Raw genomic sequence first — 12428 nt, forward strand, 5'->3', positions numbered from 1 at the left:
AAGACACAGGGCATTACATGATCATTTGCGGCGTGGAAATCAAAGGCAGCGAAGCCATTTTTGCCTTGGCGACCCGGCAGAACGACGGCATCAGCCACTTGCCACTGGCAACCCGCAAAGTGGCGCTGGCCGACGATGACGAGTCCGCCAACGTCAAGGACTTCGCCGCACGAATCGCCGCCTTCGTGCGCGAAAACGGCATCAGCCACATCGTGATCAAGAAGCGCAGCAAGAAAGGCGAATTCGCCGGCGGCCCGACGACATTCAAGATCGAGACGGTCTTTCAGTTGCTGGCCGACTGCGAGGTGACACTGCTGTCACCGCAGACCATCAATGCCCAGCACAAGAAACACGACTTCACCCTGCCCGACAGCCTGAACAAGTACCAGCATGAAGCGTTCAAGAGCGCCTGTGCCGGGCTGATGAAGAGCGTTTAAGCCCTATCGGGCCAGCCACTGCAAGGTGTAGCGCAGCGATTCTGCCAGCATCGGCCCATGGCCCAGGCCGGGAAATACCCGGTACTGCACCTGCAGGCCGGTGTTATGCGCCAGCGCCTCGGTCAGTTGCGCTGCGCTGTTCTCGTTCACCTGGCTGGTTGCCGCCCGCCCCGGCACTGCGGGCTCCTGATCGCCGCGCATCAGCAGCAGGTTCAGGGGCTGGCCTTTCAGGCGTGCGGCAAAACCTTCCTGCTCACCCAGAATCGCGCCGTCGCCCCACCACAGCGACGGGCTGGCTGCGGCGTACGACTGAAACTCGCCGGGGCGGCTCAACAGCGCATGCAAGACCAGCAGCCCGCCGTAGGAATGCCCCCACAACGCCTGCCGCTGCGCATCCACACGATAGTGGCTGGCGACCAGCGGTTTGATGCGTTGCTGCACCAGGTCGAGAAACACATCGGCGCCACCGCTGGGTTCGTTGGTCAGCGGATCGAGCTGCACCGCGGTGTCGCGCTCTGGCGTGTAATCCAGCGTGCGGGCGCTGCGGTCGATGCGCAGCGGGGTGTCGGTGCCAATCGCCACCAGCAGCGGCGCATTGCCCTTGTCCAGCTGGGCCAATAGCCCGTCATCCAGCGCGCCAACCGCGGCATTGCCATCCAGCAGATACGCCACCGGATAACCACTGGCCGGCGGCGGGCGTTTGGGCACGCCGATCCATAGACGGTAATGACGCAGGCCATCGGCCGAGTCCAGACTGTGTTGCTCGAAGCGATAAGGCAAATCCTGACGCTGCAGAATCTCGCCGTTCATTTTTTCATCCACTGCGGGCCGGGCCTGCGCACTTGAAAGGCAGGCGCACAGGGCCAGGCCGGCCACTGACAGGCGGCTCATGAGGATGCCCATCAGAACGACGCAGTCAGGCTGGTGTACAAGGTCCGCCCGGACTCGTTATAGGTCGCAGCGCCGGCGCCTTCGATATTGTTCACGCCTTGCGCGTTGCCCTCGCGGTACAGGCGCTTGTCGAACAGGTTATCGATGCCGGCCGACAGGCTGAGGTTTTTGGTCAGCTCATAAGTGCCGCTGATCCCGGCCAGCGCATACGGCGACAGCTGGTTATTGGCGGTGCCGGTGACACGATTGCCGTGGTAATCGTATTTTTTCGGCGTCTGCTTGCCGTACCAGGCCACGCTCATGCGCAGCGACAGTGCCTCGGTGACCTGCCAGTCGAGGGTCGAATTGAGTGTGTACTTGGGCGTGACCGACAGCACGTCGCCGGTTTGCTTGTTCTTCGATTGCAGCATGTAGGTGAAGTTGTTGTTCAGGTCCAGGCCATCGGCCAGCGGGATATTGAGCGTGCCTTCCAGGCCTTCGACTAGCGCCTTGGGCACATTCTCCCAGCGGAAGATATTGGCGTTGGCTGTAGTACCAAGGCCGCCGCTGGCCACATTGACCGGGGTCATGCCTGATTCGACCTTGTTCTTGTAGTCATTGCGGAAGTAGGTCAGACCGGCCACCCAGCCATTATCGCGCCACTCGATACCCAGCTCCTTGTTGACGCTGGTCTCGGCCTCAAGATCGGCATTGCCTTGCAGGTAGCAGCTGGTGGTCGAGCCGTAACAGCCCTGGCCGTTGCTGTAGAGCAGGTAGTTGGGGTTGAGCTGGTACAGGTTCGGCACTTTATAGGCACGGGCAATACCGGCCTTCAGCGTAATGGTGTCGGTCAGCACTTGCGACAGGTTGAGCGACGGGCTCCAGTTATCGCCGACGATGTCATGGTGATCGAAGCGCAGGCCGGGTGTCAGTCTGGTGCCGGGCAACAGCTCGATATTGTCCTCGACAAACAGTGAAGTAATCCGTGATGCCGATTCGGTGCTGCGATTACTGCTGGAAATACCGGGTACCGTACCGCCGGCCGTGGTGGTCTGGGTGTTGGAACTTGGATCGTCAAGCTTCTGTTCGACCCACTCGGTGCCCACGGTCAGGACATGGTCGACCCCCAGGTGCAGCGGCAGGTTGACCTCGCCATGAGCGGTCAAGGTATTGAGCCTTGTGGTGTAGACGCTGTCGTTGGCGAAGATGCCCTCGGTACCACCGGCCAGACCTTCGTTGATCCGGGTATTGCGGGTCTTTTCATACTGCACGTAGGCCAGGCTGGTGCCCAGGTCCCAGTCGCCACGATGCGTCAGTGCAAAGCTCTGGCGATACAGGCGATTGGTTTCGTGACCCAGCAGGTTCTTCACGGTGCTGTTGCTGTTGGTGTTCTGGGTATCGCCGGTGTAGATATTGCCCTGGCGGCTGAAGCCGGCTTCCAGATCAATCGTCTGCTCGGGCGACAACTTCCAGCTCAGCAAGCCGTTGAGGTCCTTGTTGCGCACGCCTTCACGCCCAGCCGGCAAGGTGCCGACCTGATTGCCGGTGCGCAGCGATTCATGGCCCTGGTTGATGTCGGCGTCGTCCGAATCGGTTTTGGCGACGTTGCCGTAAACGCGGTAGCTCAGGCTATCGGTCAGCGGGCCATTGAGGCCGAAGTTCATGCGCCGGGTGGCGCCCTCTTCGGAGTGCTGGGAAATCGAGTTGTAGACCGTGGCCGAGCCATGGGTTTCAGTGCCCGGCTTTTTGGTGATGATGTTCACCACGCCGCCCGCCGCGCCGTTACCGTAACGCGCCGCTGCAGGGCCGCGCAGCACCTCGATGCGCTCGACCTGATCGGCCGGCACCCAGTTGCTGTCGCCACGGCTGTCGCGCTCGCCGCGCCAGCCGTAACGCACAGAGTTACGACTGCTGACAGGTTTGCCATCGACCAGGATCAGGGTGTTTTCCGGGCCCATGCCACGGATGTCGATCTGGCGGTTATTGCCGCGCTGGCCGCTGCTGGAGTTACCGGTCAGGTTGACGCCCGGCATGGTGCGGATGATCTGCGACAGGTCATTTCCCGGCGGGTGCTTCTTGATGTCGTCGCGGGTGATGATCGAGACACCGGGCGCCTGCTTGACCTCCTCTTCGGCGGTGGCCAGCACCGTCTGGCTGGGCAGCTCCATTGCCGGTGCAGACGCGGCTTCATCGGCCTGCGCAGCGACGGGCAACAGGCAGCAGCCCGACAGCAGCAAGGTGGTTAACGGCAGGGGTGACAGGCGCACAGACATCAGTGATCTCCAGGAACGACAAGCGGCAGAAGGCGCAGAGGTCACAAATGATAATTAGTGGCAGTTGAGAGTAAAGCGCATTAACTTTCTAAACACAGGGCGCGGCCGGCAAGCGCATCTTCATGCTCAGCCCTTGCTCCAGCCGGCTGGCCCACAGCTGCCCGCCCTGCAACTCAATGGCTTTGCGCGCAATGCTCAACCCCAGGCCGAAACCCTGGCCGCTGCTGCCGTCGAGTCGGCGAAACGGTTCGAACATGCTTTGCAGGTCGTGCTCGGCCACGCCGGGGCCCTGATCGTCGAGGCTCAGCAGCCAATAGTTGCCTTCACGCTGGCCGCGCAGACGGATCACGCCATCGGCCGGGGAATGGCGGATGGCATTGCGCAGCAGGTTTTCCAGCGCCTGGGCGAAGCTGTTCAGGTGGATATGCACAACGCATTCGGTGCCCGGCTCGCAGACCAGCCGTGACGGCGCCCAGCCGCTCTCGAAACAGGCATCGGCGCACAGCGCTTCCCAGACCGACAGCACCATGACCTCTTCACGCGGCAGTTGCGGACACTCGGTGTCCAGCCAGGCCAGGTCCAGGCTGTCGTCGACCAGCCGCTGCATATCGTCGATCTCCCGCCCTAGCCGCTCCTGCAATTGCTCGGCGGGCAGGTGGCTGTCGCAGGCAATGCGCAAGCGCGCCAGCGGTGTGCGGATTTCATGCGACAACGCCCGGAGCATTTGCCGCTGCTGGTTCAGGCTCTGGCGCAAACGCACCGCCATATGGTCGAAGGCCTGCGCCAGTTCGCCCAGTTCGTCGCGGCGCAGGGCGACGCGGCTGCCCAGGCCGCTGTCCAGATCATCGGCACGCAGAGCGTTGGCCCGCTCGCGCAGATCGGCCAGCGGCACCACCACCAGCCGGTACAGCAACAGGCCCAGCACCAGCGCCAGCAAGGCCGGCACCACGCCGTGGGAAATCACATGGGTCCAGGGCGTCAGGCCGCCGGGCAACAGGCGTTCGGGCAATTGCAGCACCAGCCGGCCGCTTTGCGGGTGCAGGGGAAACTCGATGCTGACATACGGCAGCTCATCCTGCAGGCGCCGGCTCATGGGCCAGTCGAGCTTGCGCATATAAGTCAGGTGGCCGACCTCTTCGGCGCTCAAGGGTTGGGTGCCGAGGCTCTGCAGGCGCGCATCGAGTACTGCAAACCAGGTCTGCTCCTGCGCCATCATCTGCTCGCGCCAGCGCTCGACGGCCAGCGGGTCAGCGCCTTGCGCCAGCGTTTCAGCCTGGGCGGCGTAGCCTTCAAGCAATGCACGCTCGGGCGGGGTCAGGAAATAGGTGCTGCGCTCAAGCTTCAAACCCCAGATCCACACGGTCCAGACCAGCACCAGGCAAAAGCACACCTGTAGCAGCGCCAGCTTCCATAACAACGAATGCCGACGACGCATCATCACGTCGCCGCCCGGACCAGCACATAGCCTTGATTGCGCACGGCCTGAATCTGCACCTCGTGCGCTTCAATGGCCGTGAGCTTGCGGCGAATGTTGCACACATGCACATCCAGGCCGCGATCCAGACGGGTGTAGTTACGGTGCAGCACGTGCTGATACAGAAACGGCTTGCTCAAGGGCTGGCCGGCATGTTCCTGCAAGGTGGTCAGCAAGCGGTATTCCGACGGTGTCAGCCCTGCCGGACCGCTGCTGCCAGACACGTCTTGGGCAATCGGGTCAAAGCGCAACGCACCGCCAGCTGCCGGCGCCTGCGGCCCGCGCCGGTCCAGTGCGACACGGCGCAACAGCGCGCCGATGCGCGCATCGAGTTCGGCCAGGCTGAAGGGTTTGGGCAGATAATCGTCGGCGCCCTGGGTAAAGCCGGTAATGCGGTCCTGCTCGGCACCCAACGCCGACATCAGGATCACCGGAATCCCCTGCTGTTCACGCAAACGCGCCAACAGCTCAAGCCCGTCGAGGCCCGGCAGCATGATGTCGAGCAGCACCAGATCGAAACGCAGCGCCATCGCCTGCGCCAGCCCGGTGTCACCACGCTCGCAGGCAGTCACCTGAAAGCCCTGGCGTTGCAGGTGGTCGAGCAGCGGCAGGCGCAGTTGTTCATCGTCCTCGATCAGGAGAATGTGTACAGGCGTAGTCATGGCAGGTTCGTTGAGAGGTATTCACAGGTGCGGGAGTATTGCATCGGGGCCGGGTGCAAACAAATGAAGGCATAAAAAAACCCGCGCATGCGCGGGTTTTTCATTCAGCCAGTCAACACTCAGTTGATCTTGGCATCCAGCTCGCCGCGGGCATAACGCTCGAACATGCGGTCCAGGGAGACCGGCTTGATCTTCGAGGCGTTGCCGGCGGTGCCGAAGGCTTCGTAACGGGCGATGCACACGTCACGCATGGCCACGACGGTCTTGGCCAGGTATTTGCGCGGGTCGAACTCGGCCGGGTGCTTGGCCAGGAACTCGCGGATGGCACCGGTGGAGGCCAGGCGCAGGTCGGTGTCGATGTTGACCTTGCGCACGCCGTGCTTGATGCCTTCAACGATTTCTTCGACCGGCACACCGTAGGTTTCCTTGATGTCGCCGCCGTACTCGTTGATGATTTTCAGCCACTCTTGCGGCACCGAAGACGAGCCGTGCATCACCAGGTGGGTGTTAGGGATACGCTTGTGGATGGCCTTGATCTGCTCGATGGCCAGAATGTCGCCGGTAGGCGGCTTGGTGAACTTGTAAGCGCCGTGGCTGGTGCCGATGGCGATGGCCAGGGCATCGACCTGAGTGCGCTTGACGAAGTCGGCGGCTTCTTCAGGGTCGGTCAGCATCTGGCTGTGATCCAGAATGCCTTCGGCACCCACGCCGTCTTCTTCACCGGCCATACCGGTTTCCAGCGAACCCAGCACGCCCAGCTCACCTTCTACCGACACGCCGCAGGCGTGAGCGAAAGCCACTACGCGACGGGTGACGTCGACGTTGTAGTCGTAGCTGGCCGGCGTCTTGCCGTCTTCGCCCAGGGAGCCGTCCATCATCACCGAGCTGAAGCCCAGCTGGATCGAACGCTGGCAGATGTCAGGGCTGGTGCCGTGGTCCTGGTGCATGACCACCGGAATGTGCGGGAACTCTTCGATGGCCGCCAGGATCAGGTGACGCAGGAACGGGGCACCGGCGTATTTGCGGGCACCGGCCGAAGCCTGAACGATCACCGGGGAGTCGGTCTTGTCGGCCGCTTCCATAATGGCGCGCATCTGTTCCAGGTTGTTTACGTTGAAAGCTGGAACGCCATAGCCAAATTCGGCGGCGTGGTCCAACATCTGGCGCATGCTGATAAGTGCCATTGTCTTTTTCTCTCCCGATCGGGTCGTTAATCGTGCGAGCCTGCCCCAGTGGCGGCTGCTATTCAAGTTATGTGCGCGGACGATTTGAAACGCCCGCGCCGGACCGTGCTGCAGTTTATCTGACCTTGCAGCCACGACCGATCAAATCATTGGTGGCGGTCCAGTACACCAGACCGTCATCACCATTTTTGGCCAGCGACAATACGCCATTGCCATACAACTCGCCGATGCCACCGGGCTCGGCCTGCAGGCGAAATACCTGATCGCTCTGGTTCAGGCGCACATCCACCGCGTTGTGTGCGGCGTCGGTATAGCGCCAGTTGACCTCGGCCTTGCTGTCACACACCCAGCGGGTCCAAGGGTCAACCGTTGGCGCCGGCTTGAAGACTGTGCAACCGCCAAGCAAAACCAATGCTCCAAGAGCAATCACGCCTTTCATTCACTCTCCTGCCTGCCCGGTTTGTCGATCAAGGGCAGTGCTGTTCGTTTTTACCATCGTCAGTCGGTTCACCCGTGGCCTGGGCTTCGACCCGCTGACTGTTCTCGGTGGTCGGTACATTCACGGCTGCCGGGCTGAATACTTGACAGGCCCGGTTGCTCCCCGAACCGCTACAGCCAGACAGTACAGCGCAACTTACCAACAGCAGGGCGGCGATTTTCATGGCGAAACTCCTTTTGCTTGAAAGATATCCACCCTGTTAATGACCGCCGTGATGCCTGGATGTTGCCTGCACTCGCTCCGCCCGGATCAGCGACACCCTACATTGCCGATCTGCGGCATGAAGTCGTAACGATCCCAGAACGCCTGACCGCCACGTTTATCCACCACCTGAATCGTTTCGGCCTGCCAGCGCGCCTGATAGCAACTCAGTTGCACGGGCGCGGCCTGGCTGTCGTCCGGCTTGTCGTCGGGTGCAGGTGTTGCAGCGCAACCGGCCAGCACTCCAGCGATCAGTAATACCGGCAAGACCTTGACCATCATCGATACCTCAGGCAAAGCGGATCATTGCGCCTTGGCGCGTTGTTCAAGCACTTCGACCGCCGGCAGCACCTTGCCTTCGACGAACTCCAGGAACGCGCCGCCACCGGTGGAGATGTAGGAAATCTGCGCGCCGACGCCGTATTTGTCGATGGCCGCCAGAGTGTCACCGCCACCGGCGATCGAGAAGGCATCGCTCTCGGCAATCGCCTTGGCCAGCACTTTGGTGCCGTTGCCGAACTGGTCGAACTCGAACACGCCCACCGGGCCGTTCCACAGGATAGTCTTTGAAGATTTCAACAATTGGGCGAACTGCTCGGCGGTTTGCGGGCCGATGTCCAGAATCATGTCGTCTTCGGCCACATCGGCGACCAGCTTGATGGTCGCTTCAGCGTCTTCGGCGAAGGCCTTGGCCACCACCACATCGACCGGCAGCGGTACGCTGACCTTGGCGGCGATGGCACGGGCGGTGTCGAGCAGATCCGGTTCGTACAGCGATTTGCCGACCGGGTGCCCGGCAGCGGCCAGGAAGGTGTTGGCGATGCCGCCGCCGACGATCAGTTGATCGCAGATCGTGCTCAGGCTGTTGAGGACATCGAGCTTGGTCGACACCTTGGAGCCGGCCACGATGGCGGCCATCGGCTTTGCCGGTGCGCCCAGCGCCTTGCCCAGTGCGTCCAGCTCAGCGGCGAGCAACGGACCTGCGGCGGCAACTTTGGCGAACTTGGCCACGCCATGGGTCGAACCCTCGGCGCGGTGCGCGGTGCCGAACGCGTCCATCACGAACACGTCGCACAGGGCGGCGTACTTCTGCGCCAGCTCGTCGGCGTTCTTTTTCTCGCCCTTGTTGAAGCGCACGTTTTCGAACAGCACCACGTCGCCGGCCTTGACCTCGACGCCGTCCAGGTAGTCGGCCACCAGCGCGACTTCACGGCCCAGCGCCTTGCTCAGGTAGTCGGCGACCGGCTTGAGGCTGTTCTCGGCGGAAAATTCGCCCTCGACCGGACGGCCCAGGTGCGAGCAAACCATGACCGCAGCGCCCTTCTCCAGTGCCAGCTTGATGGTCGGCAGAGAGGCGAGAATCCGCGCATCGCTGCTGACAGCGCCATCCTTGATCGGCACGTTGAGGTCTTCGCGGATCAGTACACGCTTACCTTGCAGATCAAGGTCGGTCATCTTCAACACGGTCATGAGGCGTTCCTGTTTTTACTGTTGTGGGTCTGCAACGCGCAGAAAGTGGCCTGCAACGTCGAGCATTCGGTTGGCAAAGCCCCATTCGTTATCGAACCAGGCCAGCACGTTGACCAGCCTGGGGCCGGACACGCGGGTCTGACTCGCATCGACGATCGCCGAATGAGGGTCATGATTGAAATCGCAACTGGCGTGCGGCAACTCGGTGTAGGCCAGCAAGCCTTTGAGCGGCCCTGCGCTTGCCGCTTCGCGCAGAATGCCGTTGATCTCGACAGCATCGGTGTCGCGCGCGGTCTGCACAATGATGTCCAGGCACGAGACGTTGACCGTCGGTACACGAACCGCTTTGGCCTGAATTCGCCCCGCAAGTTCCGGAAGCAGCCGTTCGATACCGCGGGCAAGACCGGTAGACACCGGAATGATCGACTGGAAGGCCGAGCGCGTACGGCGCAGGTCTTCATGATGATAGGCGTCGATCACCGGCTGGTCGTTCATCGCCGAGTGAATCGTGGTGATGGTGATGTAATCGAGCCCCAGCGCCTGATCCAGCAAGCGCAGCAACGGTACGCTGCAGTTGGTGGTGCAGGAGGCGGCAGAAACCAGCAGCTCGCGACCGGTCAGGTCCTGCTGGTTGATGCCATAGACGATGGTGGCGTCGACATCCGCCTCGCTGGCCATCGGCTGGGAAAACAGCACCCGCGGCGCACCGGCATCGAGAAAACGCTGGCCATCGTCGCGGGTGTTGTAGACACCGGAGCATTCCAGCACCAGGTCGATGTCCAGCGCCGCCCAGTCGATGCCCTCGGGCGTCGCACTGCGCAACACGCGGATGCGGTGGTCGTTGATGTGCAGATAATCGCCTTCGACCCGCACTTCGCCGGGGAACCGGCCGTGGGTGGAGTCAAAGCGCGTCAGGTATTCGAGACTGGCCATGTCGGCCAGATCGTTGATCGCCACGACCTCAAACCCCGCCTTCGCGCCGCGCTCGCACAGGGCGCGAACGACGCAACGGCCAATGCGGCCGTAGCCGTTCAAAGCAACTTTATAAGGGCGGGGCTGGGGCATGAAGTTCTCGCAGGTGTTGCCTGGACCCATGTAGCAGCGCGCTTGCCCGCGACCGAGTGCGCTAGCGCTCGTAAAGTCTGCGAAACGCTGAAAATCTACGACTGCTAACGCAGCCGGTCGCGGGCAAGCGCGCTCCTACCGAGGATGCGCGCGGTGTTTCTTGTCAGTCTTCGAGCAGTTCTTCGGCGGTGCCCAGGATGTTTTCCAGGGTGAAGCCGAACTCTTCGAACAGCGCGGCAGCCGGTGCCGACTCACCGAAGGTGGTCATGCCGATCACGCGGCCTTCCAGGCCCACGTACTTGTACCAGTAGTCGGCATGCGCCGCCTCGATGGCGATGCGGGCGCTGACCTGCAGCGGCAGAACCGACTGCTTGTAGCCGGCGTCCTGAGACTCGAACACGCTGGTGCACGGCATCGACACCACACGGACGTTGCGGCCCTTGGCAGTCAGTGCATCGTAAGCCTGAACCGCCAGGCCGACTTCGGAACCGGTGGCAATCAGGATCAGCTCCGGCTCGCCAACGCTGTCGCGCAGGACGTAACCGCCACGAGCGATATTGGCCAGTTGCTCGGCATCGCGAGCCTGGTGCTGCAGGTTCTGACGCGAGAAGATCAGCGCCGATGGACCGTCGTTACGCTCCAGCGCGTATTTCCAGGACACAGCCGATTCGACGGCGTCGGCAGGGCGCCAGGTGTCCAGGTTCGGCGTGGTGCGCAGGCTGGTCAATTGCTCGACCGGCTGGTGCGTCGGGCCGTCTTCGCCCAGACCGATGGAGTCGTGGGTGAACACGTGGATCACGCGCTGCTTCATCAGGGCGCCCATGCGCACGGCGTTGCGGGCGTATTCCATGAAGATCAGGAAGGTCGCGCCGTACGGCACGAAACCGCCGTGCAGGGCGATACCGTTCATGATTGCGCTCTGGGCGAACTCACGCACACCGTAGTGCAGGTAGTTGCCGTTGGCGTCTTCGCCGGTGATGCTCTTGCAGCCTTTCCAGATGGTCAGGTTGGAACCGGCCAGGTCCGCCGAACCGCCCAGCAGTTCAGGCAGCAGCGGGCCGAAAGCGCCCAGCGCGTTCTGGCTGGCCTTGCGGCTGGCGATGGTCTCGCCCTTGGCATTGACGTCAGCGACGTAGGCGGCGGACTTCTCGGCAAAATCAGCCGGCAGTTCGCCGCTCATGCGACGGATGAAATCGTTGGCCAGCTCAGGGAAAGCAGCGGAGTAGGCAGCGAAACGCTGGTCCCACTCGGCTTCGGCGGCCAGGCCTTTTTCCTTGGCGTTCCACTGTGCGTAGATGTCGGCCGGGATTTCGAACGGGCCGTAGTTCCATTTCAGCGCAGCACGGGTCAGGGCGATCTCGTCGGCACCCAGTGGCGCGCCGTGGGATTCCTCTTTGCCCGACTTGTTCGGCGAACCGAAGCCAATGGTGGTCTTGCAGCAGATCAGGGTCGGCTGGGCGCTTTTGCGCGCGGTTTCGATGGCGGTCTTGATCTCGTCGGCGTCATGGCCGTCGACATTGCGGATCACCTGCCAGTTGTAGGACTCGAAACGCTTTGGCGTGTCGTCGGTGAACCAGCCTTCGACTTCGCCATCGATGGAGATGCCGTTGTCGTCGTAGAACGCGATCAGCTTGCCCAGGCCCAGAGTACCGGCCAGAGAAGCGACTTCGTGGGAAATGCCTTCCATCATGCAGCCATCACCCATGAACACGTAGGTATTGTGGTTGACGATGTCATGGCCTGGACGGTTGAACTGCGCCGCCAGGGTTCTTTCGGCAATGGCAAAACCGACAGCGTTGGCAAAACCCTGGCCCAGAGGACCGGTAGTGGTTTCAACGCCCGGCGTGTAGCCGTATTCCGGGTGGCCTGGAGTGCGGCTGTGCAGTTGACGGAAGTTCTTCAGGTCGTCGATCGACAGGTCGTAACCGGTCAGGTGCAGCAACGAATAGATGAGCATCGAACCGTGACCGTTGGACAGAATGAAACGGTCGCGGTCGGCAAACGAAGGGTTGGCCGGGTTGTGCTTGAGAAAATCACGCCACAGGACTTCGGCGATATCCGCCATACCCATGGGGGCACCCGGGTGGCCGCTGTTGGCTTTTTGCACGGCATCCATGCTCAGGGCACGAATGGCGTTGGCACGCTCACGACGGCTAGGCATCGCTGATCTCCTGGAGGGTAAAGAATGGGATCGGAAAAAAGGCGACCATTTTCCCTCAGCGACTGGCTGGGGGCAATGGAAGATAGTCACAGGGCTGCTTTTTTCCTGTCGTGCAGGCGTCATTTGCAGTCA

Annotated in this window: 12 protein-coding genes; 1 reads left to right on the plus strand and 11 read right to left on the minus strand. The window is 62.1% G+C overall.

Annotation, left to right across the window (positions count from 1 at the left end):
* Nucleotides 1-17 precede the first annotated feature (17 nt).
* Nucleotides 18-437, plus strand: coding sequence for a DUF3010 family protein (locus ACYAS9_RS11260; RefSeq protein WP_463568372.1), 420 nt, complete (start codon nt 18-20; stop codon nt 435-437).
* A 3-nt stretch (nt 438-440) separates the two neighbouring features.
* Here ACYAS9_RS11260 and ACYAS9_RS11265 read toward each other — a convergent pair whose 3' ends face one another.
* The 11 genes from ACYAS9_RS11265 to tkt form a co-directional block, all read right to left on the minus strand.
* The gene (locus ACYAS9_RS11265; protein WP_463568373.1) at nt 441-1328 is read right to left on the minus strand and encodes an alpha/beta hydrolase; all 888 of its coding nucleotides are present in this window, start codon (nt 1326-1328) and stop codon (nt 441-443) included.
* Between the two features lie 11 nt (nt 1329-1339).
* A complete protein-coding gene (locus ACYAS9_RS11270; protein ID WP_463568374.1) occupies nt 1340-3580 on the minus strand; it encodes a TonB-dependent siderophore receptor in 2241 nt (746 codons plus the stop codon).
* A gap of 88 nt (nt 3581-3668) precedes the next feature.
* Nucleotides 3669-5015 (minus strand): HAMP domain-containing sensor histidine kinase, encoded by a 1347-nt coding sequence (locus tag ACYAS9_RS11275; protein ID WP_463568454.1) that lies wholly within the window; start codon nt 5013-5015, stop codon nt 3669-3671.
* 2 nt (nt 5016-5017) lie between these two features.
* Nucleotides 5018-5716, minus strand: a complete 699-nt coding sequence (locus tag ACYAS9_RS11280) for a response regulator transcription factor (protein WP_463568375.1) — start codon at nt 5714-5716, stop codon at nt 5018-5020.
* Nucleotides 5717-5835: 119 nt separating this feature from the next.
* On the minus strand, nt 5836-6900 hold the full coding sequence (gene fba / locus ACYAS9_RS11285; protein WP_463568376.1) for a class II fructose-bisphosphate aldolase: 1065 nt from the start codon (nt 6898-6900) through the stop codon (nt 5836-5838).
* 115 nt (nt 6901-7015) lie between these two features.
* Nucleotides 7016-7339, minus strand: coding sequence for an MliC family protein (locus tag ACYAS9_RS11290; RefSeq protein ID WP_463568377.1), 324 nt, complete (start codon nt 7337-7339; stop codon nt 7016-7018).
* Between the two features lie 28 nt (nt 7340-7367).
* A complete protein-coding gene (locus ACYAS9_RS11295) occupies nt 7368-7562 on the minus strand; it encodes a hypothetical protein (protein ID WP_463568378.1) in 195 nt (64 codons plus the stop codon).
* An 86-nt stretch (nt 7563-7648) separates the two neighbouring features.
* Nucleotides 7649-7879, minus strand: coding sequence for a putative periplasmic lipoprotein (locus ACYAS9_RS11300; protein ID WP_463568455.1), 231 nt, complete (start codon nt 7877-7879; stop codon nt 7649-7651).
* A 24-nt stretch (nt 7880-7903) separates the two neighbouring features.
* The gene (locus tag ACYAS9_RS11305; protein WP_463568379.1) at nt 7904-9070 is read right to left on the minus strand and encodes a phosphoglycerate kinase; all 1167 of its coding nucleotides are present in this window, start codon (nt 9068-9070) and stop codon (nt 7904-7906) included.
* A 15-nt stretch (nt 9071-9085) separates the two neighbouring features.
* On the minus strand, nt 9086-10135 hold the full coding sequence (epd, locus tag ACYAS9_RS11310) for an erythrose-4-phosphate dehydrogenase (RefSeq protein WP_463568380.1): 1050 nt from the start codon (nt 10133-10135) through the stop codon (nt 9086-9088).
* 163 nt (nt 10136-10298) lie between these two features.
* A complete protein-coding gene (gene tkt, locus ACYAS9_RS11315) occupies nt 10299-12296 on the minus strand; it encodes a transketolase (RefSeq protein ID WP_463568381.1) in 1998 nt (665 codons plus the stop codon).
* Between the last annotated feature and the right edge of the window lie 132 nt (nt 12297-12428).

It is taken from the genome of Pseudomonas sp. HP_08 (assembly GCF_055284095.1).

Coding starts and splice junctions, on each gene's coding strand:
- ACYAS9_RS11260 (WP_463568372.1), top strand. CDS start 18: ATGATCATTTGCGGCGTGGAAATCAAAGGCAGCGAAGCCATTTTTGCC.
- ACYAS9_RS11265 (WP_463568373.1), bottom strand. CDS start 1,328: ATGAGCCGCCTGTCAGTGGCCGGCCTGGCCCTGTGCGCCTGCCTTTCA.
- ACYAS9_RS11270 (WP_463568374.1), bottom strand. CDS start 3,580: ATGTCTGTGCGCCTGTCACCCCTGCCGTTAACCACCTTGCTGCTGTCG.
- ACYAS9_RS11275 (WP_463568454.1), bottom strand. CDS start 5,015: ATGCGTCGTCGGCATTCGTTGTTATGGAAGCTGGCGCTGCTACAGGTG.
- ACYAS9_RS11280 (WP_463568375.1), bottom strand. CDS start 5,716: ATGACTACGCCTGTACACATTCTCCTGATCGAGGACGATGAACAACTG.
- fba (WP_463568376.1), bottom strand. CDS start 6,900: ATGGCACTTATCAGCATGCGCCAGATGTTGGACCACGCCGCCGAATTT.
- ACYAS9_RS11290 (WP_463568377.1), bottom strand. CDS start 7,339: ATGAAAGGCGTGATTGCTCTTGGAGCATTGGTTTTGCTTGGCGGTTGC.
- ACYAS9_RS11295 (WP_463568378.1), bottom strand. CDS start 7,562: ATGAAAATCGCCGCCCTGCTGTTGGTAAGTTGCGCTGTACTGTCTGGC.
- ACYAS9_RS11300 (WP_463568455.1), bottom strand. CDS start 7,879: ATGGTCAAGGTCTTGCCGGTATTACTGATCGCTGGAGTGCTGGCCGGT.
- ACYAS9_RS11305 (WP_463568379.1), bottom strand. CDS start 9,070: ATGACCGTGTTGAAGATGACCGACCTTGATCTGCAAGGTAAGCGTGTA.
- epd (WP_463568380.1), bottom strand. CDS start 10,135: ATGCCCCAGCCCCGCCCTTATAAAGTTGCTTTGAACGGCTACGGCCGC.
- tkt (WP_463568381.1), bottom strand. CDS start 12,296: ATGCCTAGCCGTCGTGAGCGTGCCAACGCCATTCGTGCCCTGAGCATG.